Origin of the sequence: Curtobacterium sp. GD1 (assembly GCF_020882855.1) — a bacterium.
Lineage (GTDB): Bacteria > Actinomycetota > Actinomycetes > Actinomycetales > Microbacteriaceae > Curtobacterium.
Map to the genome: position 1 here is coordinate 1 of NZ_JAFEVQ010000013.1, position 24,398 is coordinate 24,398.

Here is a 24,398-nt window from a genome sequence, read left to right on the forward strand (position 1 = left end):
CCTCATCAGCGTCCAGCTCGTCGGTCTCGACGAGGACCTCGGCGCCACCTCGAGCGCTCGGACCTCGATGCCCGACGGGTCGGTGTGGTCGAGGGCGGGGACGTCGCTGCCGGGGAGGGCGGCGGCTGCCGCTCCGGTGGCGACGGCCTGGGCGAGGCGCTGCTCGGGCGACTGCCCGGCGACCTCGGCGAGCAGGTAGCCGGCGAGGGAGGAGTCCCCCGCGCCGACGGTCGAGCGCGCCACGATCCGGGGTGCTGCGGCCGCGTAGCTCCCGTCCTCCGTCACGAGGACGGCTCCGGCGCTGCCGAGCGTGAGGAGCACGGTGCCGACGTTCTTGTCACGGAGGCGCTGCGCCGCGATCGCTGCCGCGTCGACGTCCCGCTCGAACTCGTCCGGGTCGCCGCCGACGACCTCGGCGAGCTCCTCGGCGTTCGGCTTCACGAGGTCGATCCGCTCGCCCGACTGCAGCAGCGCGGTGAAGGGGACGCCCGAGGAGTCGACCGCGATCCGGACGTCGTCGCCGTGGCGCTGCCGGACGGCTCGGACGAGGACCGCGAGGGCGTCGTCCGGGAGCCCAGGGGGCAGGGAGCCGGCGAGGACCACCCAGCGTGCGACGGGTCCGGTCGCGGTGGCACCGGCGGTGTCGGCGACGAGTGCCGCGAGGTCCTCGAGGCGACCCGCGAGCGATGGACCGGGCTCGTTGAGCTTCGTGGTCGTGCCGGTCGGCTCGGTCACCGTGACGTTCGAGCGGAGCGGTGCACCGATCGGGAGTGCCGCGGTCGGGATCCCGCGCGTCGCGAGGCCGAGCAGCACCGGGTCGAGCTCGTCGCCGGGCAGCACCGCCACGGTGTCGCCGCCGCTCGCGACGACGACCCGGGAGACGTTGACGCCCTTGCCGCCGGGCTCGGCCGTGGAGCGGGTGGCGCGCTGGACGGCGCCGCGCTGGAGTTCGCCGGCGAGCTCGATCGTGCGGTCGAGGCTCGGGTTCGGGGTGACCGTGACGATGCGGGTGCTCATGGCGCTGCGTGTCGTGTTCGTGTTCGTGGTCATGCGACGACCACCTCGACGTCGGCTTCGGCGAGCGCTCCGGCGAGGTCGGCCGGCGGCTCCTGGTCGGTGACGATCGTGTCGATCTCGTCGAGCCGGGCGAACCGCATGAGCGCCTCGACCCCGTGCTTCGCCGCGTCCGCGAGCACCACGCTGCGCCGGGCCGCGAGGACGTACGCCCCCTTCACCGCCGCCTCGTACTCGTCCGGTGTGCTCAGGCCGAAGCCCGCGGACAGGCCGTTCGTCCCGACGAAGGCGATGTCCGGACGCAGCGCGCCGATCTGCTCGACCGTGGCCGTCCCGACGGCGGCGCTCGTCACCCCGCGGACACGGCCGCCGAGCAGGTGCAGCTCGACGTGCTCGCTGTGCTGCAGGGTCGCGGCGATCGGCACCGAGTTCGTGATGACCGTGAGGGTCGCCCCGGCCGTCGCGGGCTCCCACCGGGCGAGCTCGGCGGCGACCGCGGCGCAGGTGGTGCCGGCGTCGAGGGCGATCGAGCCGGTGAAGGTCGGCGGGACCAGACGCATCGCGGCCCGGGCGATGGCGGACTTGGCGGAGTTGTGCTGCCCCTCGCGCTCGGCGACGGAGAGTTCGACGACGCTCGATCGTCCGACCGGGACCGCTCCCCCGTGCACGCGGCGCAGGAGGCCGGCGGACTCGAGGGCGTCGAGGTCACGCCGGACGGTCTCGGTCGTGACGTCGAAGTGCTCGGCGAGGTCGGCCACGGACACGCGGCCGGCGTCCTGCAACGCTGCTGCGATCGCGTCGTGCCGCTCGGTTGCGTACATGCCCGAACTCCTTCGTTCCCGTGGGTTTCGAGAAGAGTACGTCCCGATGCCACACAAACGCAACCGTTCCGTGCCGGAACCAACACGGCCGCAGGTCGGCCCGCCCGCGGCCCGCCCGGGCGCGCCCACGGCCGAGGTCGCACGAACTGCCGCCCGCACGCCCCCCGAACGGCACATCGTGCGACCTCGGCGGAACGCAGACGGCAGGTCGTGCGACCTCGGCGCCGCCCCCATCCCCGCGCGCCCGACACACACCCTGGACACGACGACGCCCCAACCCGCCGAGGCAGGTCGGGGCGCGGTCGTCCCGGACGTCGAGCGCGTCAGCCCTTGACGGCCCCCGCGGTCATCCCGCTCACGAGCCGCCGCTGCACGATGAGGAAGAACACCACCACCGGGATCGAGAACAGCACACTCGCCGCCATGAGCCCGCCGAAGTCCGTCCCCTTGTTCGTCGAGAACCCCGCGAGCCACACCGGCAGCGTGTACATCCCCTGGTCCTTGAGCATCACGTACGCCGTCAGGTAGTCGTTCCACGCAGCGATGAACGCGAACACACTCGTGGCGATGACCCCCGGCATCACCAGCGGGAACAGCACGCTCCACAGGATCCGGAACGTCCCCGCACCGTCGACCTTCGCGGCTTCCTCGATCTCGACCGGCACCGCGACGAAGAACCCGCGCATGACCCAGATCGAGAACGGCAGCACGCTCGCGACGTACGCGAGGATCAGCCCGATGTAGCTGTTGAGCAGCCCGAGCGACTGGAACGACAGGAACAGCGGGATGAGCAGAGCACCCGACGGGATCATCTGCACGAAGAGGATCGCCACGAGGATCGCCCGCCGGCCACGGAACCGGAAGCGCGACAGCGCCGCCGACGCCAGGAACCCGACGACGATCGACAGCAGCACGGCCGCCACGACCACGATCGCGGAGTTCCGCAGGTACACGAGGAACCCGTCCTGCGTCAGCGCCCGCGTGAAGTTCTCGAGCGTCGGCCGCAGCGGCAGCCAGATCGGCGTGAGGGTCGTCACTTCGTCCGACGGCTTGAACGCCGTGTTCACCATCCAGTAGATCGGGAACACCCAGACCAGGCAGAAGACCACCGCGATCGTGTTCGCCACGACCCGCGGCTTGCGTCGGCGCGCGCGCACCGGCGCGATCGGACCAGGCCTGGAGGCGCGCCCCGCCCCCGTCACGTCGGGTTGCGCCTCGGAAGCGGTCGCCCCGGTGACACCGGGCGTGGTCGTCGTCGTCACAGGTCTTCCTCCCCGCTCCGGACCAGCCGGCGGATGTAGTAGCTGGTGAGCGCCCCGAGGATCAGCGTCGAGATGACCGCGATCGCCGCGCCCTGCCCGTACGCGTTCGACACGAAGGACTTCACGAACGTCCAGATGCCGAGGGTGAGCGTGGTGTCCTCGGGCCCGCCCTTGGTGAGCAGCCAGATCTGGTTGAAGACGTTGAAGTCCCAGATCACCGAGAGGATCGTCACGAGCAGCAGCGTCGGCACGAGCGCCGGCAGGGTGATCGAGCGGTACATCGCCCACGCGGACGCCCCGTCGAGCGCCCCCGCCTCGTAGTACTCGGGCGCGATCTGGGACTGCGCGGCGTAGAGCGTCAGGGCGACGAACGGCACCGCCTGCCAGATCACGAGCGAGAGCACGATCGTCAGCGCCTGCCCGGGACTCGACGCCCAGTTGTCCTGCGTGTGGTCGCCGAACACCCCGAGCTGGGTGATGAGCCAGTTGAGCACGCCGTAGAAGGGCTGGAAGAGCCACTGCCAGACCAGGCTCGACGCGACGTTCGGCATCGCCCACGCCAGCACGAGCACGACGCTCACGACCGTGCGCATGACGACACCGAGCCGGGTCAGCAGCTGGGACACCGCCATGCCGATGCCGATGGTCCCGATCACCATCGCGCCCGTGACGAGCACGGTGCGCAGCATGACCGGCCAGAAGCTGGCGTCGGTGAGGACGTTCGTGTAGTTCGTGAAGCCGGCGAAACCGGCCTGCCCGGTGAAGATCGCCCGCAGCCCGTAGTCCTGGAAGGAGATGACCACCAGGCGGACGAGCGGGTAGACGACGAGCGCGAGGAGCAGCAGCGCAGCCGGTGCGAGCAGGACCAGCGGCGCTCGGGACGAGGTGAGCGATCGACGTCCTGCGCGACCGCCCGGGCCGGTGGGACCGCGACGCCCCGTCGACCCACGCCGGGTCCCCGGCTCGGCCTGCGCCGAACCGGGGACCCGCTCCGCAGTGGAGGTCATCGACTACTGCTGCGCGTTGAGCGCGGTCGTGAGGTGCTCCGAGAAGCCCTCGGCTGCCTGCTTCGGCGTCTTCCGACCCGTGGCGACGTCCGCGAACATCGTCTGGAACGTCGAGTCGCCCTCGATCGTCGCCCAGCCCGGGGTCGCCGGCGTCGGACGGCTGGTGGAAGCGGCCTCGAAGTACGGCTTGTGGAGCTCGTCCACGTCACCGGCGACCGCGTCGAGCAGCTGCGTGGAGTTCGGCTCCCAGCCGTCGACCCCGAACACCTGGTCCTGCTGGAACTTCTTCGAGGTGAGGATCTTCGTGTAGTACAGCGCGAGGTCCTGGTTGGCGGACTTCGACGGGATGCCGAGGTCGGAGCCACCGAGGAACACCGGCTGCGTCTTGCCCGCGGTGCTCGACGGCATCGCGAAGGTGCCGATCTGGTCCTTGAGCTCGGGCTTCGCCGTGGTGATCGAACCGATCTCCCACGCGGACCCGAGGATCGCCGAGGTGTTGCCCTGCGCGAAGACGTCGGACTCGGCCGGCTTGTCGGTGTTGATGTCCTGCGTGGACTTCGCCGAGTACGAGTTCTGGAAGTCCTTCCACGCGGTGAGGCCCTTCACAGCGTCGGCGGAGTCGATCGCGCCCTTCCACTTGCCGTCCTTCTCGGTGGCGATCTGCCCACCGGCGTCCCACACCCACTGCAGCCCGCCGTACCAGTACTGCCCCGGCATGTAGAACGCCGAGAAGTCCGCCTGCGGGTTCTTCGCCTTGACCTTGTCGAGGTCGGCCGTGAGCTCGTCGTACGACTTCGGGACGTCGGTCACCCCGGCGTCGGCCCACATCTTCTTGTTGTAGATCACCGCGCGGTTGCCGGCGAAGAGCGGGGCGCCGTACAGCTTGCCGTCCACGGTCGCCGGGCCCTCGAGCCCGGAGAGCCACGTCTGCCCGTCGGCCAGCTCGTCCTTAGACGGCGAGAGGTCCATCAGGCCACCCGTCGCCGCGTACACCGGCACCTGCGTGTTGCCGAGGTCGACCACGTCCGGCGCGTCCTTCTGCGCGAGGGCCGTGGTGAGCTTCGTGGTGATGCCGTCCCACTGCTGGAGCTGCAGCTTCACCTTGGCGCCGGTGGCCTTGGTGAACTGCTTCTCGGCGACGTCGAGGATCTTCGGGCTGAGGTCGCCGTTCATGATCCAGACGGTGAGGGTCTTGCCCTTGCCATCGGGTGTGCCGATGGACTTCGTGCCGCCGTCGGAAGCTCCGTTGCTTCCGGCGGAACACCCGGTGAGGGCGAGCGCGCCTGCGAGGGCGAGCGCACCGAGTGCGGCGAAACGCGTGCGTGTCACGTTGACTCCCTTGGTCCGACCTTTATGAAAGGACGTTGCGTAATGGTGAGTAAAGACCCATCACGCGGGGATGTCAACCACGAATCGGCAGGCTGTGGACAATCGCGATCCGCATGTTTCCGGGGGATCACGGATGTGGAACGGATGATTGACGGCGCTTGACGAACTGGTCATGACCAGGCATGATCAGCACCCACGCTCAGGCGTCGAACGGCACCTCGCCGTGCTGGCTCACACCCGCACGCTGCCGGTAGGCAAGGTGCCCACCGAGGTACCCGCCGACGCCGACGACCGCGAGCCCCGCGAACCCGAGGAGCTTGCCTGCCCCGTGGTTCCCGGACTTCCGTTGCATCCACGACAGCCCGTACAGCGAGATGCCCACCCAGTTCACGGCCTGGTGCACCCAACCGGTGCGGAGTTGCTCACGATCGAGCTCCGACCAGTCGACGTAACCGGCCACCGAGGCGCTGCCCGACGACACGAGCCCCACACCGACGAGGGTCTTCGCCGCCCGCGCGTTCCCCTTCCCGCCGATCAGGTCGAGCACCGCCGCCGAGATCCACGCACCCAGCGGCACCTGCACCATGAGCGGGTGCAGCGGGTGCCCGAACGGCACGCCGTGGAGCAGCTGGCGCAGTGCCTTCGGCTTCGCGAGGGCGTTCACCACGGAACGATCGATGTCGACGGCCTTGTCGAGCACGCTCGCGTGCTCGACGGCGTCGGTGAGGAGACGGAACGCTCGGATCTCAGGCATGCCCTGGACCGTAGGCCGGGCGAGACCGGAGCGTTCACAGCGCGCCAGCGCTGTGCTCCGGTCTCGCCGAGCGAGCCCGCGAGCGAGGCGGTACCGGTCCCAGGAACCGGCACCGCACCTCCAGGTCGTCACGTTCAGTGCGCCGCCTACTCCTCGACGATCTCCGCGAGTTCGAACGGCTCCACCGTCAGCTCGTCGCCGCCTGCTGCGACGTCGACGCGGACGGTGTCCCCGTCACGCACGTCACCGGCGAGGATCGCCCGCGCCAACCGGTCGTCGATCTGCCGCTGCATGAGCCGGCGGAGCGGACGCGCTCCGTACACCGGGTCGTACCCGCGCTCGGCGAGCCAGGCCCGGGCGTCCGGGGTGACGGCCAGCTCCAGTCGGCGGTCGGTCAGCCGGCGTGCGAGCCGGTCGACGTAGAGCGACACGATCTGGCCGAGGTCCTCTTGCGTGAGCGCCTGGAACACCACGATGTCGTCGAGACGGTTGATGAACTCGGGCCGGAAGGCCTGCTGGACGAGCTCGCGGACAGCCTCCTCGCGCTGCACGTCGGTGATCGACTGGTCGGTCATGAACTGCGACCCGAGGTTCGACGTCAGGATGAGGATCGTGTTCCGGAAGTCCACCGTCCGGCCCTGACCGTCGGTCAGGCGGCCGTCGTCGAGGACCTGCAGGAGCACGTCGAAGACCTCGGGGTGGGCCTTCTCGATCTCGTCGAGCAGCACCACGGAGTACGGGCGACGCCGGACGGTCTCGGTGAGCTGCCCGCCCGCCTCGTAGCCGACGTACCCGGGCGGGGCGCCGATGAGCCGCGCGACCGAGTGCTTCTCGCCGTACTCGCTCATGTCGATCCGGACGAGTGCCTTCTCGTCGTCGAACAGGAACTCGGCGAGCGCCTTGGCCAGCTCGGTCTTGCCGACGCCGGTGGGGCCGAGGAACAGGAACGAGCCCGTCGGACGGTCCGGGTCGGAGATGCCCGCGCGGGTGCGACGGACCGCTTCCGACACGGTCGAGACGGCAGAGCGCTGCCCGATGATCCGTCGGCCGAGTTCGTTCTCGAGGTGCAGGAGCTTCTCGGTCTCGCCCTGCAGCAGGCGCCCGAGGGGGATGCCCGTCCACTGCGCGATGACGGCGGCGATGTCCTCGTCGGTGACGCTGTCGTTCACCATCCGGTCGGCCTGCTCAGCTTGTTCGGCGGCGGCGAGCTCGGCCTCGATCCGGGGCTTCTCGCTGTACTCGATGCGCGACACGAGTTCGTAGTCGGCCTCGCGCTGTGCCCGCTGGGAGCGCATGTTGAGGTCGTCGAGCTGCTGCTTGAGTTCACCGATGCGGTTGAGACTGGCGCGTTCGGCCTGCCACCGCTGCTCCAGCTCGCCGAGCAGGGTCTCGCGGCTCGCGAGCTCGGCCCGCAGCGTCTCCAGCCGGGCCTTCGACGCGTCGTCCTTCTCCTGCTTCAGCGCGAACTCCTCGACGCGCAACCGGTCCACCGTGCGCTTGAGCTCGTCGATCTCGACCGGGCTGGAGTCGATCTCCATCCGGAGCCGGCTCGCTGCCTCGTCGATGAGGTCGATCGCCTTGTCGGGCAGCTGCCGCCCGGAGATGTACCGGTTCGACAGGCTCGACGCGGCCACGAGCGCGGAGTCGTTGATCGTGACCTTGTGGTGCGCCTCGTAGCGCTCCTTGAGGCCGCGGAGGATCGCCACGGTGTCCTCGACGCTGGGTTCCCCCACGAAGACCTGCTGGAAGCGCCGTTCGAGGGCCGCGTCCTTCTCGATGTACTCGCGGTACTCGTCGAGCGTCGTCGCGCCGATGAGCCGGAGTTCGCCGCGCGCGAGCATCGGCTTGAGCATGTTCGACGCGGCCACGGAGCCTTCGCCCCCACCGGCGCCCATGAGCGTGTGCAGCTCGTCGATGAACGTGATGACCTGCCCGTCGGAGTCGTTGATCTCCTTGAGCACGGCCTTGAGCCGCTCCTCGAACTCGCCACGGTACTTCGCGCCGGCGATGAGGGCGGACATGTCGAGCGACACGAGCCGCTTGTCCTTGAGGGAGTCGGCGACGTCACCCGCGACGATCCGCTGGGCGAGTCCTTCGACGACGGCCGTCTTGCCGACGCCGGGTTCCCCGATGAGCACGGGGTTGTTCTTGGTGCGACGCGTCAGCACCTGGGAGACGCGCCGGATCTCGGCGTCCCGCCCGATCACCGGGTCGAGCTTGCCGTTGCGGGCGATCGCCGTGAGGTCGACGCCGTACTGCTCGAGGGCGGTCTTCTGTCGCTCTTGCGAGTCAGGAGCGCCCTGGAGGTTCGCCATGCGTTCCGTCCTTTCGTTGCGGTGGTCCTGTAGTTGAGTCTACTCCACTCAACTTGCGTTCGCAGCGGGAGATTCCCGCCGCGGGTTCCGGATGCCGACGGCACTCACGAGTGCGCCGGCGAGGAGCAGCAGCGCCATCACGACCATCGCGCGGTGCAGTCCCTCGACGCTCACGGCACCGCCGAGGACGATCCCGGCGAGCGCGACCATGACGAGCCCGGCGATCCGCGCGATCGCGTTGTTGACGGCCGAGCCTGCACCCGCCTCGGACTGCGGGACCGACCCGAGGACCGCACTCGTCAGCGGCGTCACCATCAACGCGATCCCCGCTCCGACGAGCACCAGACCGGGGAGCACCGACCACCAGTACCCGATCGGCTCGTCACCGGCGAAGAGCAGCAGGAGCGCCCCGACCGCGGCGATCGCGGGACCGGCGGCCATGAACCACCGCGGACCCCAGCGGCCGGCCAGCGACCCGACCGTGGTGGAGAGGAGCAGGAGCATCACGGTCGGGGGCAGCGTCGCGAGGCCGGCGAGCCAGGCCGGGAACCGCCAGACCTCTTGCAGGAACAGCGTCACGACGAAGAACACCATCCCGAGGGCCCCGTAGATCGACAGCGTCGCGAGGTTGCCGACGGTGAAGTTCCGCGCACGGAAGAGCTCGAGCGGGACCAGGGGTGCACCGTGCCTGCGGGTGACGCGGAGCTCCCACGGCACGAACGCCACGAGCGCGGCCCCGCCGAGCACCAGCGCAGCGAGGACGACCGGCGCGCCCCACCCGAGGCGCTCCTGCTCGATCAACCCGAGCACGACACCACCGACGCCCACGACCGCCAGCACCGCGCCGACCACGTCCACGTGCGCCCGCGGCCCCACCCGGACGTCCGCCGAGATCCGTGACACGAGCGGGATCGTCACCGCGATCGGCACGGCCGTCAGCACGAAGATCCACCGCCAGCCGATGCCGTCCACGACGAGGCCGCCGACGACCGGACCGAGGATCGTCGCCGCGCTCGACCATGCCGTCCACGTGCCGATCGCCTTCGCCTGGGCCGCACCGCGGAACGCCGCCACGATGAGCGCGAGGGCACTCGGGGTCACGAGCGCACCACCGACGCCCTGCAGCGCCCGGGCGACGATGAGGACCTCGCCCGTGGGGGCGATCGCACACACGATCGAGGCGATCCCGAAGACCACGAGGCCCCACGTGATGATGCGGACGCGGCCGAACAGGTCGGACAGACTGCCGGCCACGAGGATGAGCGAACCGAGCGTCACGAGGTACGCGTCCACCGTCCACTGCTGCACGACCAGTCCCCCGCCGAGTTCGTCGCGGATGGCAGGGAGCGCCACGTTCACGACGCTCGAGTCGAGTCCCACGACGAAGGACGACAGGATCGCGACGACGAGCACGACACGGCGGTCGTCGCGGAGCGGGGCCGTGGCCGCCGGGGCTGGGGTCGTCATGTGCCCATCCTCCGCCACCGCGCGCGGTCCCGCCTGCCCCTGGGAGGACCTGTGGACAACTCGCCGGACACGACGAAGCCCCCGCGACCGATGGGGTCGCGGGGGCTGCCGACAGGACGGGGCTGGGGTCCTAGTTCCTGGAGTCTGAGTTCGGCTGGACCGACGGGCCGGGGTTGACGACCGGCTGCGGAGCCGGCTCGGCCGCGGTGTTCGTCACGGTCGTGGTCTGCACGCCGGGGTCGGTGCCCTTGGCCTTCTTCTCGTCGTCGCCCATCTCCTTCTTGAAGATGTTGATCGACTGCCCGAGGCCCTTGGCGAGTGCCGGGAGCTTGGTCGCACCGAACAGCAGGATGACGATCCCGAGGATGATCAGCAGGTGTACGCCACCGAGGTTTCCGAGCATCATGACTCCTTGGTATCTGGATCTGGTCGCCGTCTCCGAGTCACCGTCGACGCGTGCGGCGGAAGTCCGTCGTGCACCCATCGTAACTCGCACCGGTCGGGAAACCCAGGCCGGGCACCCGAACGGACACCGTTCGCACAGGCAGCACCCCCGGACTGCCGTTGCAGCCCGGGGGTGCGCGTGCCGGTCGCGGGTCAGGCGCGACCGGGTCAGTAGGCGCCTCGGGAGCGCAGCACGGATGGGATGGTCCGGGCGAGGATGACGACGTCGTGGACGAAGGACCAGTTCTCGACGTAGTGCAGGTCGAGCCGGACACCGTCGGCCCAGTCGAGGTCCGAGCGGCCGCTCACCTGCCAGAGCCCGGTGATGCCCGGGGTCACGAGCAGCCGGCGGTCGGCGAAGTCCTCGTACAGGGCGACCTCGCGCGGGAGGGCGGGTCGGGGGCCCACCAGGCTCATCGAACCGGTCAGGACGTTCCACAGCTGCGGCAGCTCGTCGAGGGACGTCCGACGCAGGAACACACCGACCCGGGTGATGCGCGGATCGTGCTTCATCTTGAAGAGCGGCCCCGCCCCCTCGTTCACCTGCTCGAGCGCGGCCATCCGGGCTTCGGCGTCGACGCACATCGTCCGGAACTTGAGGATCGGGAACTCCCGCCCGTCGCGCCCCACGCGGGTCTGGCGGAAGAACACGGGGCCACGGTCGTCCGCGCGGATGACCAGGGCGATGACGGCGAACACCGGCGCGAGGAGCAGCAGACCGATGCCGGCGCCGACGACGTCGAGCGTCCGCTTGCCGATCCGCCGCCGGTAGTCGGGCGTCTCGACGTGCATGAGCGGCAGGCCGTCGACGGGTCGTTCGTGCACCCGACCGGCGGCGATGTCCGCCAGCGGCGAGGACACCACGAGTTCGACGCCGTGCGCTTCCAGTTGCCATCCGAGCCGCCGGAGTCGCTCGTGCCCGCCCCGGATCGCGCCGGCGACCACCACGGCGGCCACCGGTTCGCTCTGGGCCCGGTCGAGGACGGCGTCGACCCCGTCGATCACCGGGACGCTCGTGTCACCGAGGGGCACCCGGGACCCGGCCCGGACACAGTCGGAGATGACTGCCCGGACGCGGTACCCCGCCGCGGGGGTGGCCGCGATGCGCCGTCCGACGTAGGTCACGTCGTCGAGGTCGCCGACGAGCAGGACGTCCTGCAGCCCCTCGCCCCGGCAGCGACGTCGAGCGAGCACGGTCCGGACGGCCTTCCGACCGATCGCGAGGAGGAGCAGCCCGAGCGGGAACGCGATGGCGACGTAGCCGCGGGCGAGGTCGACCTGGACGGCGTACGCGACCCCGGCCACCGTCGCGACGGTGACGAGGCTCGCGGTGATGAGTCGCCGGAACTCGTCGCCGCCGACGCCGACGATGCGCGGGTCTCGGCTGCGGGACACCGTGAGCAGGACCATCCAGGCCACGATCATCACGGGGGCGACCACGAACTCGGTCCACCCGGCAGCGCTCGAACCCGCGGGGAGCTCACCGGGGAACCGGACCACGTGGGCGACGGCGAACGCGACGAGCAACAACCCCAGGTCGAGCCCGGCCAGGCCGAAGCCCGTCGCACGGCTGCGGCGGGTCCGGCTGCGGGTCGGACGCGCGACGACCTCGACGGAACGGGACACCGCGCTCAGCGGTCGCATCGCGAGTGACATCGGGAGCCCTCCAGTCGGCCACCGGCCGGGGGACCGACCGGGTGCCGCCGTCATCCGGGAGGACGGAACGGCACTCCGATCAGAATATCACGCTGGAGTTCTGCATATCAATGGTCGAGCACGTCCGCGAGGGTCCACGCCACGGGAGCCGCAGTGAGCGCCGGGATGTCCGCCTCGGTCACGCCGCGCAGTCGGTAGGCGACCCGCTCCCCCGGCAGCAGGGTCATGAACCCGCGGTCGACCGTGCCCCCGGGTGCGACCCGGTCTGGCTGGAAGAGGAGGTCTCGCACGAGGCCCTCCGCCTCGACGACGAGGTCGAGGCCGTCGCCGTCGGGAGCCGCGGCGAAGGCGGTCCGGTAGCGTGCCGGCTCCCAGCGCATGTCCTTGTCGGGTCCCGGGGTCCACACCGCCCGTCGCCAGTCCATGTCCGCGACGACGAGCTCGTTCGTCGGGTCGTCCACCACGCCGACCGACTCCGGCAGTGCCACCACGGCGACACCGGCGGCGGAGAGCCGGACGGGGAGCGACACCTCGGCGAGGACCGTCCCCGCGAGGGTGACCCGCCGCACGCGGACGACGCTGTCGTGCCCCGTGCGGGTCGAGCGGACGGCGACCTCGATGGGCGCGTTGCCGAACGACCCGGGCGACACCCCGAGGGAAAGCGTGTCCGCCAGGTCGCCCAGATCGGCCGTCTCACCGACGGAGGCCGACGTGGTCGGGCGATCCGCGCCTCCTGGCTGCCCCGACGGCTCGCCCGCAGAACCGGACGCGCCCGCCGGACCGGACGCAGCAGCCGGAGCGGACCCGCCCGCCGGACCGGACGCGACCGCAGCCGCGACCGAGGACACCGGACGGATCGTCAGCAGCACGTCGTCGTAGAGCCGCCGCAGCTCGTGGGCCAGCGGCTTCAGCCGCCCGGCCGAGTCGATCGCCGACCACGACGAGACCGGCCAGAGGTCGTTCAGCTGCCACACGACGACGCCGGTGTTCCGCGGCCAGTGCGTCCGCCAGTGCTCGACGCCCGTCGCGATGGCGCGCGCCTGCTGCAGCTGCGTGAGGTAGAGCCACCGGTCGAACTCGGCCGGCGCCACGGAGCCGAACCGCGGCTCGAGGCCCCGCGCGAGCTTCCCCATGCCGTCCGCGGCCTTCTGGTGGTGGACGACCCCGGGCGAGTCCACCGCGAGCGGCGAGTCCCGCACCGCGTCGCGCAGCGTGCGCCACGCGGGCGGTGCCTGCCAGCCGAACTCCGAGACGAACCGCGGCACCGAGTCGCGGTAGGCGGTGTCCGGGAGCCGGTTCCAGACGTCCCACGAGTGGTGCGTCTCGTGGTCGACGTCGTTCGCGGGGAGCGACTCGGAGCCCGACCACGGCGAGGCGACCGTGTAGAAGCGCGAGGGGTCGACCGCGTCGACGATCGTCGGCAGGAGGTCGAGGTAGTAGTCCAGACCCCAGCCGCGGCCCTCGAGCGAGGCCTCCCAGCCGTCGACCTCGTGCAGCCAGATGTTCTCGTTGTTGCCGTTCCAGAGCACGAGCGAGGGGTGCCGTGCGAGCCGGGCGACGTTGTCCCGGGCCTCGGCGATGACCTCGCTGCGGATCGGCTCGCCCTCGGGGTAGGCCGAGCAGGCGAACGGGAAGTCCTGCCAGACGAGCAGTCCGAGCTCGTCGCAGACCTCGTAGAAGTCGTTCGACTCGTAGACCCCGCCGCCCCAGACCCGCACGAGGTTGACGTTGAGGTCCGCTGCCGCGCGCAGACGGTCCTCGACCCGGTCGCGCGACACCCGCGAGACGATGACGTCGTCCGGGATCCAGTTCACGCCGCGGACGTCGATGAGCGTGCCGTTGACGTGGACGTTGAACGGCTTGCCGATGCTGTCGGACGTCGTCTCGATGCGCGTCGAGCGGAAACCGGTGCGGAACGTCGAGCGGTCGAGGACCTCGCCGTCGACCGTCTGCAGCTCGACCACGACGTCGTACAGGTCCTGCGCGCCGTAGCCACGCGGCCACCACCGCTGGACCTCCGGCACCCGCACGGTGACCACGGTCTCGTCGTCGCGCGGGGTCAGCTGTGCGCGGGAGCGCTGGCGGGTGGTGCCACCCTCGGCCGTTGCTCCGCTGACCGTCACGACGAGCACGAGGTCGTCGTCCTCGCCGTCCTGGTCGAGGTCGTTCAGCCCGGAGCGCTCGACGGTGATGTGCGCGTCCAGCACGCCCTCGCCCGCCTCGACGTCGACCAGGGGCCGGACGTCGCGCAGCCTGGCTGTGGACCAGCGCTCGATCGCGACCGGTCGCCACGGGCCGCTCGTGACCGCCGTCAGCCCCCAGTCCCACCCGAAGTTCGAGGCCATCTTGCGGATGTACGGGAACGGTTCGTCGTAGGGCCCGGGCATGCTGCCGGCCTTCGCCGCGACGCGTCCGGCCTCGCGGTAGGGCGACTCGAACAGGAGCTCGAGCGTCTTCTCCCCGCGGCCGACGCCGCCGGTGCTGTCTCGAGCGTCGAAGCGGTAGCGGCGGTGCATGTTCCGCGTCGTCCCCACCACGACGCCGTCGAGGCTGAGTTCGGCGACGGTGTCGAGCCCGTCGCACACGAGGTCCACGCGCTCGAAGCCCCGCGGGTCGACGTCGACGGTGCGCTGGTAGGACCAGTCGGCCCGGCCGACCCACTTGGCGCCGTCCTCGTTCCGGTCGAACGTGGGGTCCGCCAGCAGCCCCTCGCGCTCGAGGTCGGTGTGGACCTGCCCCGGCACGGTGGCGCCGATGGTCCGGCCCACGACGTCGGCCGGCGCGCCTGCTGGCGGCGCCTCACCCGCCATGGTCACGGTCCAGCCGTCGCGGAGTTCCTCGCGTTCGAGGGTCATGCGGGTCCTTCTCTTCGGCGGACGGGTTGGTGTCCGCTGCGGTCGGGACGCCGGCCGGGGGCCCGCCTCGTGGCCGGGTTCTCGGCCGGGAGGCGCGGCACCGGTTGCCCGGGCGTCGTCGCGTCGCGCGCGCGGAACGCTGGTGCGGTCGCGCGTCGGGGTGCTCGGCGATGCTAGTACGGCGACCTTGCAGGACTGCGAGTGGCAGGCTGGAAGACGTGATCAGTGTTGCACTCGCCACCGCCCTGCGCGACGCCGGCCTGCGGTGGCACCCGACGACCGGTGACCGGTTCGTGATCGACAAGCCGGGTGTCGACGACGACGTCTACACGGTGTCCGAGATGACCGTGGAGCGGCACGACTACCCCTCGGGGACGGTGCTCGGCTTCAACGGGACGACCGAGTGGGCGCTCGACTCGGTCGACGCCGCGGAGTCCCTCTGGCTCCCGCGCGAGGACCAGCTGCGTGGGCTGCTCGGGCCGGCGTTCGTGTCCCTGTCGGCGGGGTTCACGGTGGTCGCGACCGTCGACGGCGCTGATCGTTCCTTCACGTCCGACGACGCTGCGGAGGCGTACGGGCTGGCCCTGCAGGCGTACATCACGGCGGCGCTGGCGTAGCGGGGTACGCCGGGCGGCGGTGGCTCGCCCGGGCTGAACGTTGCCGGAATGCCTGCTGGGTGGCCTTTGGTTGACTCGGACCATGACCGTTCCGAACATCACCCTGAACGACGGCAAGACCATCCCGCAGCTCGGCTTCGGCGTCTTCCAGATCGACCCCTCCGAGACGAAGGAAGCGACGCTCGCGGCGCTCGAGGTCGGCTACCGCCACATCGACACCGCCGAGATGTACGGCAACGAGAAGGAGGTCGGCGAGGCCATCGCGTCGTCGGGCATCCCGCGCGAGGAGATCTTCGTCACGTCGAAGCTCAACAACGGCTTCCACGACCCCGAGGCAGCCCTGGAGAACGGCAAGAAGTCGGCCGACCTGCTCGGCGGCTACACCGACCTCTTCCTCATCCACTGGCCGCTGCCCACCGTGTCGGACTTCGTGCCGACGTGGAAGGCGATGGAGGAGCTCTACCGCGGCGGCACCGCCCGCTCGATCGGCGTGAGCAACTTCCAGGCCCACCACCTCAACCGCCTCGCCGCCGAGACCACGATCACCCCGGCCGTGAACCAGATCGAGGTGCACCCGTACCTCACGCAGGACGAGCTCCGCGCCTACGACCGCGAGCACGGCATCGCGACCGAGGCCTGGTCGCCCATCGCGCAGGGCCTCGTGCTCGACGACGAGACGATCACCCGCATCGCGGGGAACGTCGGCAAGTCCGCGGCGCAGGTCGTCCTCCGCTGGCACATCCAGCGTGGCGACATCGTCTTCCCGAAGTCGGTCACCCGTGCCCGCGTCGAGGAGAACTTCGCGATCTTCGACTTCGAGCTCTCCGATGAGGACATGACGGCGATCTCGTCGCTCGACAAGGGGCACCGCACCGGTCCGGACCCGGACACGTTCGACTACGTTCCGGCCTGATCTCGTCGTCAACGCAGAAGCGCCCCCGCATGTGCGGGGGCGCTTCTGTTGCAACGTGGACTGCAACCGGTCCGGAATTACGGAGTGATCGAGATGTTCCGCGTCAGGGTCTCGGTGTCCTGACCAGGTGCGGTGTACTCCACGTGCAGCCCGTAACCCAGGTTGGCGTTGTTCAGCTCGCCGACCACCTCGAAGTCGCCGTTTCCGTCGATCGTCGTGGTCGCGATCAGCCGGTCCTTCGTGTGCCAGTTCCAGATCGAGATCTCGGTCCCCGTGGTTCCGGTACCGGCGAACGTGACCTTGTTGTCAGGGGCGATCACTGTGCTGCCCTGGCCCGGGGTCTTCAGGTCGAACGGCTGCTCCGTACGATCTTCAGCCTTGACGGTGATGTTGCGCGTCAGGGTCTGCGTCGACTGTCCGGGGACGGTGTACTCGACGTGCAGCGCGTACCGGGTGTTCTGGTTGTTCAGCGACGCCTCGGGGATCGCCCAGTTGCCCTGGCCGTCAGCCGTCGCCTTGCCGATCACTCGGTCCTTCGACATGTAGTTCCAGATCGTCACCTCGGTGCCGGTCGTGGCGGTGCCGGCCAGGCGGACCGTCTTGTCGGGCGCGATGACGGTTGCGCCCTCGCCCGGCGTGGCCAGGTCGAACGGCCGCTCGGTGCCGTCTTCAGCCTTGACAGTGATGGTGTGCGTCAGAGTCTGCGTCGTCTGCCCCGGAGCGGTGTACTCCACGTGCAGCGCGTACTTGTTGTTCTGATTGTTCAACGACGCCTCGGGAATCACCCAGTCACCGCTCTTGTCCACCGTCGCCGTCCCGATGACACGATCCTTGGACGACCAGTTCCAGATCGTGATCTCAGTCCCCGTGGTGCCCTTCCCCGCAAGACGAACCTTCTTGTCGGGCGCGCCGACCTCCGTGTTGTTCTGCGGCGTCGTGAACGCAAACGGCAGCGACTGTCCCGGATCCGAGTTCTCCACTCGCACCCGGTGCTCACCCTTGACCGACTCACCGTTCACCGGCGTGTAGAGAGTGTCCAAGCGGTAGTTCACGTCGTAGGCCAGGTTCGTCCCCAACGCCGACCACCGACCGTCATCACCAACCGTCGTGTTCACGATCGTGCGCGCCGGCGACGTCTGGGTCAGCACCTGCACCCGCGCACCCCGCTCGCCCGTCCCGGTGAACAGCACCCGGTTCGAATCCGACTGCACCGGGGTCTCGAACGTCGGGTCGTCCGCCGGCGACTCGATCACCAACGGCGCAACACTCGACTCACCCGGATTCACCGTCACGGCACTGGTGGTGGTGTTGGCGCCCTTCGACTTCTGGGTCGCCGTGATCGTCGTCTCGCCCATCGGGAGCGTGACGTCGGCGGACCACTGGCCGTTGCCGTTGACCTCGACCGCGCGCTCGGCACCGTTGTTCAGTCGGACGGTGACGTTCGAGCCGTTCTGGGCGTTGCCGCGGATCTCGTACTGGCCCGAGACGTTCTCGTTGTTGCCCGGAGCGGTGATCGCGACACCGGCGCCGTAGGCAGCGATGACCTTGATCGTCTTCTTGTCCGCGTTGTTCTCGACCAGTGCGACGGTGAGCTCGTCGTCGCCGGCCTTGTCCGGAGCGGGGATCGCGATCGAGTAGTCGCCGTTCGAGTCGGCAGTGTCCGACGCGATCACGGTCGAGCCGCGGCGGATCTCCACCCGGCCGGACGCTTCCGTCGAACCCTTCACCACCGCACGGGTGTCGACACCCGCAGCAAACTCAACCGAACCCGCCAATCGCGAGGAATCGCCGATCGGAGCGCCATTCCACTCCGCCACCAGCGGGGCTTCCCCCTTGGGTACGTTCGGGATGGCGAAATAGTACTCGCCTCCACGCACTTCGCGCACATACGAAAAGGGATTGTCGTAGGACACGATCCGCCCTTCTTCGATGGTGAACAGCTGATTGGTGCTCGTGGCCGAACACTTAGCCGGCAAAACGGCGGAAATACCAGGAATGTTGGTGTTATTGGCGCTCAAACACGACTGCTGATTGCCGGGCGCGCTTCGGATGAGGATGTGCTGCCACTGCCCCGGCTTCGGGAGGGCGAGTTCACTTGTCGAGTTCCGCGCCTGCGACTCCGTCGGATATCCCTTGATCGCGACCGTTGAGTCACCAGCCGCTTTGTAGGGACCTGTTCCCGCCGGGGTCGCAATTGTAAAGAAGCGCCCCCACGCGGTGGGGTCGAGGTCATTTGGGTCGAGGCTTGCCTTTGACTGGCTCATTTCGGTAGATGACAGCGTTGCTGACATCGCCGAGGTGGCACCGAAGGACAGGCCGGAGGCGAGGGTCGCGACAGCGAGCGCCGAAGCACCCAGGCCCTTCGCGATGCGCTTCTTCTTGCTTGACATGGTGAGGTCCCTTTCGAGGGATCGGGCCGCGTGCTCTCGCTCGGGACGATCGGGTCGCCCGCGGCTCGCGGTCATCGTGGTCGCGGGACACCCCGCTGCCGTACCAAAATATCAAACACTGACGTGAAATACAACACTGTGCGATGGGATCACGTTGAGTCATTCGGACGCAACTTCCAGCTCCCAGAGTTGACGCGCCTCCAGTCCTGAGTAGAGTTGAGTCCATCGGACGCAAGTCCAACGACTTCAGCAAGACCCGCACCAACAGAAGGAGCACCCACACATGGGACGTGCAGTAGGCATCGACCTCGGAACCACCAACTCGGTCGTCAGCGTGCTCGAGGGTGGTGAGCCCACGGTCATCGCCAACGCCGAGGGCATGCGCACCACGCCGTCGATCGTCGCCTTCACCAAGGACGGCGAGGTACTGGTCGGCGAGACCGCCAAGCGCCAGGCCGTGACGAACGTGGACCGGACGATCGCGAGTGTCAAGCGCCACATCGGCACCGACTGGACGACGGACATCGACGGCAAGAAGTACACGCCGCAGGAGATCTCGGCCCGCATCCTCGGCAAGCTCAAGCGCGACGCCGAGCAGTACCTCGGTGAAGACGTCACCGACGCGGTCATCACCGTGCCGGCGTACTTCAACGACGCCGAGCGCCAGGCCACCAAGGACGCCGGTGAGATCGCCGGGCTCAACGTCCTCCGCATCATCAACGAGCCGACCGCTGCTGCTCTGGCGTACGGCCTCGACAAGGGCAAGGAAGACGAGCTCATCCTGGTCTTCGACCTCGGTGGTGGCACGTTCGACGTCTCCCTGCTCGAGGTGGGCAAGGACGACGACTTCTCCACGATCCAGGTCCGTGCGACCTCCGGTGACAACCGCCTCGGGGGTGACGACTGGGACCAGCGCATCGTCGACTACCTCGTGAAGAAGTTCAAGGACGAGCACGGCGTCGACCTCTCGACGGACAAGATCGCCAAGCAGCGCCTCAAGGAAGCCGCCGAGCAGGCGAAGAAGGAACTGTCGTCGCAGATGTCGGCGAGCATCCAGCTCCCGTACCTGACGCTGACGGCCGACGGTCCGCTCAACCTCGACGAGACCATCTCGCGCGCCCAGTTCGAGCAGATGACCTCCGACCTGCTCGACCGCACGAAGAAGCCGTTCAACGACGTCATCAAGGAAGCCGGTGTCTCCGTCAACGACATCGCGCACGTGGTGCTCGTCGGTGGCTCGACCCGCATGCCCGCCGTGGCCGAGGTGGTCAAGTCGCTGACCGGCGGCAAGTCCCCGAACCAGGGCGTCAACCCGGACGAGGTCGTGGCCGTCGGCGCCGCGCTGCAGGCCGGTGTCCTGAAGGGCGAGCGCAAGGACGTCCTCCTCATCGACGTTACGCCGCTGTCGCTCGGCATCGAGACCAAGGGCGGCCTGATGACGAAGCTCATCGACCGCAACACCGCGATCCCGACGAAGCGCAGCGAGACCTTCACGACCGCTGACGACAACCAGCCGTCGGTCGCGATCCAGGTCTTCCAGGGCGAGCGCGAGTTCACCCGCGACAACAAGCCGCTCGGCACCTTCGAGCTCACCGGCATCGCGCCGGCTCCCCGTGGCGTCCCGCAGGTCGAGGTCACCTTCGACATCGACGCCAACGGCATCGTGCACGTGTCCGCCAAGGACAAGGGCACGGGCAAGGAGCAGTCGATGGTCATCTCCGGCGGCTCGTCGCTGCCGAAGGAGGACATCGAGCGCATGGTCCGCGAAGCCGAGGAGCACGCGGCCGAGGACAAGGCCCGCCGTGAGGCCAACGAGCGTCGCAACCAGGCCGAGCAGCTCGTCTACTCGATCGAGAAGCTCATCAAGGAGAACGACGAGAAGCTCCCCGCGGACGTCAAGTCCGAGGTGCAGGCCGACGTCGACGCCCTCAAGTCCGCGCTCGCCGGCGAGGACGACGAGGCCGTGAAGACCGCCTTCGACAAGCTCAACGAGTCGCAGGGCAAGCTCGGCCAGGCCATCTACGCCCAGCAGGACGCAGGCGCCCCGGCCGGTGAGCAGCCCACCGCCGACCAGGCAGCACAGGACGACGAGGACATCGTCGACGCCGAGGTCGTGGACGACGAGGACGACAAGGACAAGAAGTAACGATGACGGATCCCAAGGACAACGTGCCGAACGAGGACGAGCCCCAGGTCGAGGGCGACGCCACGAACGCGGCCGAGCCCGAGGACCTCATCGAGGCGGAGGGGCCCGACGTCGAAGTACCGACCGACGGCCCCGCCGCCGGGGGCCCGGCGGCGGACGCGGCGAACGACCTCTCCCCGGAGGACGAGGCGCTCCTCGCCGACGCCGCCCGTGGCATCGCGGAGGACAAGCTCAGCACGGAGGACCGCGACCTGGTCGCCGAGATGCGTGCGGACATGCTCCGTGCGCAGGCCGAGCTGGTGAACTTCCGGAAGCGCGTCGAGCGCGACCGCGAGGCCAACCGCGAGGTCGCCATCGCCGAGGTCGTTCGGGCACTCCTGCCGGCGCTCGACGACCTCACCCGCGCCGAGGCGCACGGTGACCTCGCCGAGGGCCCCATGCAGGTCATCGGGCAGAAGATCCGCGGCGGCTTCGAGAAGTTCAAGCTCGTGCAGATCGGCGAGAAGGGTGAGTTTTTCGACCCGAACATCCACGAGGCGATCGTGCAGCTCCCGACACCGGGCGCCACCGGCCAGACCGTGGCGGACGTCGTCGAGCCGGGCTACAAGCTCGGTGAGCGCGTCCTCCGTGCGGCCAAGGTCGCGGTGGCGGTCCCGGCCTGAGCGCGGGGAGGAGGTAGGGATTCATGGCCAGTCAGGACTGGTTCGACAAGGACTTCTACAAGGTCCTCGGCGTCGACAAGACGGCGAGTGACGCTGAGCTGAAGAAGACCTACCGGAAGCTCGCGCGGCAGTACCACCCGGACTCCAACCCGGGCGACGCCGCCGCCGAGAACCGCTTCAAGGAGATCAGCGAGGCGTACTCGGTGCTCTCCGACAAGGAGCAGCGCCAGGAGTACGACCAGGTCCGCGCCATGGGCTCCGGCGCCCGCTTCACCGCGGGTGGCCCGGGCCAGGGCGGCGGCTTCGAGGACGTCTTCGGCGGCATGTTCGGCCAGGGCGGGGGCGGACAGCGAGTCCGCTTCGGCCAGGGCGGAGCAGGTGGCGCCGGCGGCTTCGAGGACATCCTCGGCGGGATGTTCGGCGGTGGCGGCGGCTTCGGCCAGACCACCGGCGGCTACCGCGGCTTCGGTGGGCCGACGAAGGGCCGCGACGTCACCGCGACGACGACCCTCGACTTCACCACCGCGATCGCCGGCGACACCGTCAAGCTCTCGCAGGGCAACGGCCGTCCGGTGAACGTCCGCATCCCCGCGGGGGTCGCGGACGGGCAGAAGATCCGGCTCCGTGGGCGCGGCGAACCCTCGCCCGACGGCGGGGAGGCCGGTGACCTCGTGGTCACCGTCACCGTCCGCAAGCACCCGGTGTTCGAGCGCGACGGGCAGAACCTGCGGCTGGACGTCCCCGTGACGTTCGTCGAGGCGGCGCTCGGCGCGACGATCGAGGTCCCGACGCTCGGCGGCTCCACCGTCAAGCTGAAGGTCGCACCCGGCACGCCGTCGGGTCGCGTCCTGCGCGTCAAGGGCCGCGGCGTCGCCACCAAGAACGGGACGGGCGACCTGCTCGCGACCGTCCAGGTCGCGGTGCCGTCGCACCTGACGGACAAGCAGCGGGAAGCGGTCGAGGCCCTCGCCGAGGTCCTGCCCGACGAGGACCCCCGTGCGGACCTCCTCACCAAGGCGCGCAGCTAGCTGCGCGCAACACCAGCAGTAAACCCGGCCTGGAGGCGCGGCGCGGCTCCGTCAGGAACGCGCGCCGTGCCTCCAGTCTGGTTTCCAGACCCTGCGAACGACGGAAAGGAACACGCCATGACGGACATGGACGAGAACTCGCCCGTCTTCGCGATCGCGATGGCGGCGGAGCTCGCCGAGATGCACCCGCAGACGCTGCGGCAGTACGACCGCCTCGGCCTGGTCGTGCCCGGCCGCACGCGCGGCGGGTCGCGCCGGTACTCGATGCACGACGTCGCGCAGCTGCGCGAGATCGCACGCCTCGGCTCCGAGGGCGTCTCGCTCGAGGGGATCCGCCGCGTCCTCGAACTCGAGAACGAGAACCGCGCGCTCCGTGCGCGCGTCAGCGAGCTGGAGACGGCCCTCGCCGACCAGCTCATCAGCCGACCGGGCGCCCGCGTGTTCGCGGCGACCACCACCGGCGGAGCAGTGCCGCTCCGTGCCGGCATGCGGCCGCAGCGGAACACGCAGATCGTGCTCTACCGCGGGCCGCGCTGACCCGTCCCCACCGGGACCATCGGTACGCTGGCGCCGTGCCACCGGACTTCGCCGACTTCTTCCGCCGCCGCGACGACGACGCGCCGGACCTCATCGCGATCGACGGCACGGACCGCTTCATCCTCGACGAGGCGCCGCACGTGCACGGCGACGCGCTCCGGCAGCCCGGCGAGGTCGCCGTCGTCGACGATCGGTACGGGGTGCTGACCCTCGGGGCGATCACGGTGCACGGTGCGTCGGACGTCCGGGTCGTGCAGGACTCCCTCGTCGGGGTGCGTGCGCTCGAGGCCAATGCCGGCACCTTCGGACGCCGGGGTTTCCACCACCCCTCGTCGCTCGAGCAGGCGTTCCGGGACGTCCGGCTCGTGCTGCTCCGGCTGTCGAAGTCGAACGACCGGCTCGACGAGCTCGCCCGCGCCGTCGCCCGGTTCGCCGCGCCCGACGTCGTGCTGCTGTGCGGCGGGGTGTCGAAACACATGAACCTCTCGCAGAACGACGTCCTGCGCCGGTACTTCGGCGAGGTGACGGCGTCCCGCGGCCGTGGGAAGTCGCGGCTGCTGATCGCGCAGGACCCGCTCCGCGCCCAGGCGACCCGGGCGGACGCGACGAACCCGTGGCCGCGGTCGGTGCACGTCGACGACCTCGGGATGACGCTCGTCGCGCACGGCGGGGTGTTCGCCGGGACCTCGCTCGACCAGGGCACCCGGGTGCTGCTCGACGCGATGGACGATGCGGTACCCGGCGCTCGGACCGCCGTCGACCTCGGCTGCGGGAACGGGGTGATCGCCACCGCTCTCGCGCGGCGTCGACCGGGCATCCGGGTGATCGCCACGGACGTGTCGCAGATCGCCGTGGCGTCGACGATCGCCACGGCCGAGGCGAACGGCGTGGCGGACCGGGTGCTCGTCGTCCGGAGTGACGCCGGCGACGAACTCGACGAGGGCTCCGCGCAGCTCGTCCTCTGCAACCCGCCGTTCCACGCGGACACGACCGTGACCACGGACGCGGCCGAGGCGATGTTCCGGAACGCGGCCACGATCCTCCAGTCCGGCGGGGAACTGTGGTGCGTCTGGAACTCGCACCTGCGGTACCGGCCCGTGCTGGAGCGGTTCGTGGGGGCGACGCGGCAGGTGGTGCGGACGCCGAAGTTCACGGTGACGGCGTCGCGGCGGGCGTGACGT

At 69.8% G+C, this 24,398-nt stretch carries 19 protein-coding genes; 7 read left to right on the top strand and 12 right to left on the bottom strand.

Annotated elements, in window-relative coordinates; translation table 11 throughout:
- From JSX79_RS08900 to JSX79_RS08950, 11 genes are all read right to left on the bottom strand, one after another.
- On the bottom strand, window positions 1–1,017 hold a 1,017-nt coding region (locus JSX79_RS08900), incomplete at its 3' end, for a hexose kinase (RefSeq protein ID WP_229085920.1).
- 29 nt (window positions 1,018–1,046) lie between these two features.
- Window positions 1,047–1,835 carry a DeoR/GlpR family DNA-binding transcription regulator gene (locus tag JSX79_RS08905; RefSeq protein WP_070417069.1) on the bottom strand — a complete coding sequence of 263 codons (789 nt, stop codon included), beginning with the start codon at window positions 1,833–1,835 and terminating at the stop codon, window positions 1,047–1,049.
- 323 nt (window positions 1,836–2,158) lie between these two features.
- The gene (locus tag JSX79_RS08910; RefSeq protein WP_229085866.1) at window positions 2,159–3,097 is read right to left on the bottom strand and encodes a carbohydrate ABC transporter permease; all 939 of its coding nucleotides are present in this window, start codon (window positions 3,095–3,097) and stop codon (window positions 2,159–2,161) included.
- Entirely contained in the window at window positions 3,094–4,104 is a 1,011-nt protein-coding gene (locus JSX79_RS08915; RefSeq protein ID WP_083295087.1) for a carbohydrate ABC transporter permease, read from the bottom strand. The genes JSX79_RS08910 and JSX79_RS08915 overlap by 4 nt, the downstream gene beginning before the upstream one ends.
- A 3-nt stretch (window positions 4,105–4,107) precedes the next feature.
- Window positions 4,108–5,433: a sugar ABC transporter substrate-binding protein gene (locus JSX79_RS08920; protein WP_229085867.1), complete on the bottom strand. Its 1,326-nt coding sequence runs from the start codon at window positions 5,431–5,433 to the stop codon at window positions 4,108–4,110.
- 199 nt (window positions 5,434–5,632) lie between these two features.
- Entirely contained in the window at window positions 5,633–6,187 is a 555-nt protein-coding gene (locus tag JSX79_RS08925; RefSeq protein WP_229085868.1) for a DUF2231 domain-containing protein, read from the bottom strand.
- Window positions 6,188–6,333: 146 nt separating this feature from the next.
- Complete coding sequence (locus JSX79_RS08930; protein ID WP_083403134.1) at window positions 6,334–8,502, bottom strand: ATP-dependent Clp protease ATP-binding subunit; 2,169 nt, start codon at window positions 8,500–8,502, stop codon at window positions 6,334–6,336.
- A gap of 48 nt (window positions 8,503–8,550) precedes the next feature.
- Entirely contained in the window at window positions 8,551–9,969 is a 1,419-nt protein-coding gene (locus JSX79_RS08935; RefSeq protein ID WP_071294415.1) for an MFS transporter, read from the bottom strand.
- 130 nt (window positions 9,970–10,099) lie between these two features.
- Window positions 10,100–10,375, bottom strand: coding sequence for a twin-arginine translocase TatA/TatE family subunit (tatA, locus tag JSX79_RS08940; RefSeq protein ID WP_306577014.1), 276 nt, complete (start codon window positions 10,373–10,375; stop codon window positions 10,100–10,102).
- Window positions 10,376–10,581: 206 nt separating this feature from the next.
- Window positions 10,582–12,069, bottom strand: coding sequence for a sugar transferase (locus JSX79_RS08945; RefSeq protein ID WP_229085869.1), 1,488 nt, complete (start codon window positions 12,067–12,069; stop codon window positions 10,582–10,584).
- A 107-nt stretch (window positions 12,070–12,176) separates the two neighbouring features.
- Complete coding sequence (locus JSX79_RS08950; protein ID WP_229085870.1) at window positions 12,177–14,924, bottom strand: glycoside hydrolase family 2 protein; 2,748 nt, start codon at window positions 14,922–14,924, stop codon at window positions 12,177–12,179.
- A gap of 218 nt (window positions 14,925–15,142) precedes the next feature.
- Here JSX79_RS08950 and JSX79_RS08955 point away from each other — a divergent pair, with 218 nt between their 5' ends.
- Both JSX79_RS08955 and JSX79_RS08960 read left to right on the top strand, forming a co-directional pair.
- Complete coding sequence (locus JSX79_RS08955; RefSeq protein WP_070417075.1) at window positions 15,143–15,541, top strand: pilus assembly protein CpaE; 399 nt, start codon at window positions 15,143–15,145, stop codon at window positions 15,539–15,541.
- Between the two features lie 82 nt (window positions 15,542–15,623).
- Window positions 15,624–16,454: an aldo/keto reductase gene (locus JSX79_RS08960; protein ID WP_229085871.1), complete on the top strand. Its 831-nt coding sequence runs from the start codon at window positions 15,624–15,626 to the stop codon at window positions 16,452–16,454.
- Window positions 16,455–16,531: 77 nt separating this feature from the next.
- On the opposite strand, the gene JSX79_RS08965 is transcribed toward JSX79_RS08960, so the two are convergent.
- On the bottom strand, window positions 16,532–18,844 hold the full coding sequence (locus tag JSX79_RS08965) for a hypothetical protein (RefSeq protein WP_229085872.1): 2,313 nt from the start codon (window positions 18,842–18,844) through the stop codon (window positions 16,532–16,534).
- Between the two features lie 283 nt (window positions 18,845–19,127).
- On the opposite strand from JSX79_RS08965, the gene dnaK reads away from it, so the two are divergent.
- The 5 genes from dnaK to JSX79_RS08990 all read left to right on the top strand — a co-directional run bounded on the left by dnaK (window position 19,128) and on the right by JSX79_RS08990 (window position 24,395).
- Entirely contained in the window at window positions 19,128–20,990 is a 1,863-nt protein-coding gene (gene dnaK / locus JSX79_RS08970) for a molecular chaperone DnaK (protein ID WP_070417079.1), read from the top strand.
- Window positions 20,991–20,992: 2 nt separating this feature from the next.
- Window positions 20,993–21,652: a nucleotide exchange factor GrpE gene (locus JSX79_RS08975; RefSeq protein WP_229085873.1), complete on the top strand. Its 660-nt coding sequence runs from the start codon at window positions 20,993–20,995 to the stop codon at window positions 21,650–21,652.
- Window positions 21,653–21,675: 23 nt separating this feature from the next.
- Entirely contained in the window at window positions 21,676–22,680 is a 1,005-nt protein-coding gene (locus JSX79_RS08980; protein ID WP_229085874.1) for a DnaJ C-terminal domain-containing protein, read from the top strand.
- A 126-nt stretch (window positions 22,681–22,806) separates the two neighbouring features.
- Window positions 22,807–23,217 carry a heat shock protein transcriptional repressor HspR gene (locus JSX79_RS08985; protein WP_070419260.1) on the top strand — a complete coding sequence of 137 codons (411 nt, stop codon included), beginning with the start codon at window positions 22,807–22,809 and terminating at the stop codon, window positions 23,215–23,217.
- 35 nt (window positions 23,218–23,252) lie between these two features.
- Window positions 23,253–24,395 carry a class I SAM-dependent methyltransferase gene (locus JSX79_RS08990; RefSeq protein WP_229085875.1) on the top strand — a complete coding sequence of 381 codons (1,143 nt, stop codon included), beginning with the start codon at window positions 23,253–23,255 and terminating at the stop codon, window positions 24,393–24,395.
- Window positions 24,396–24,398 lie beyond the last annotated feature (3 nt).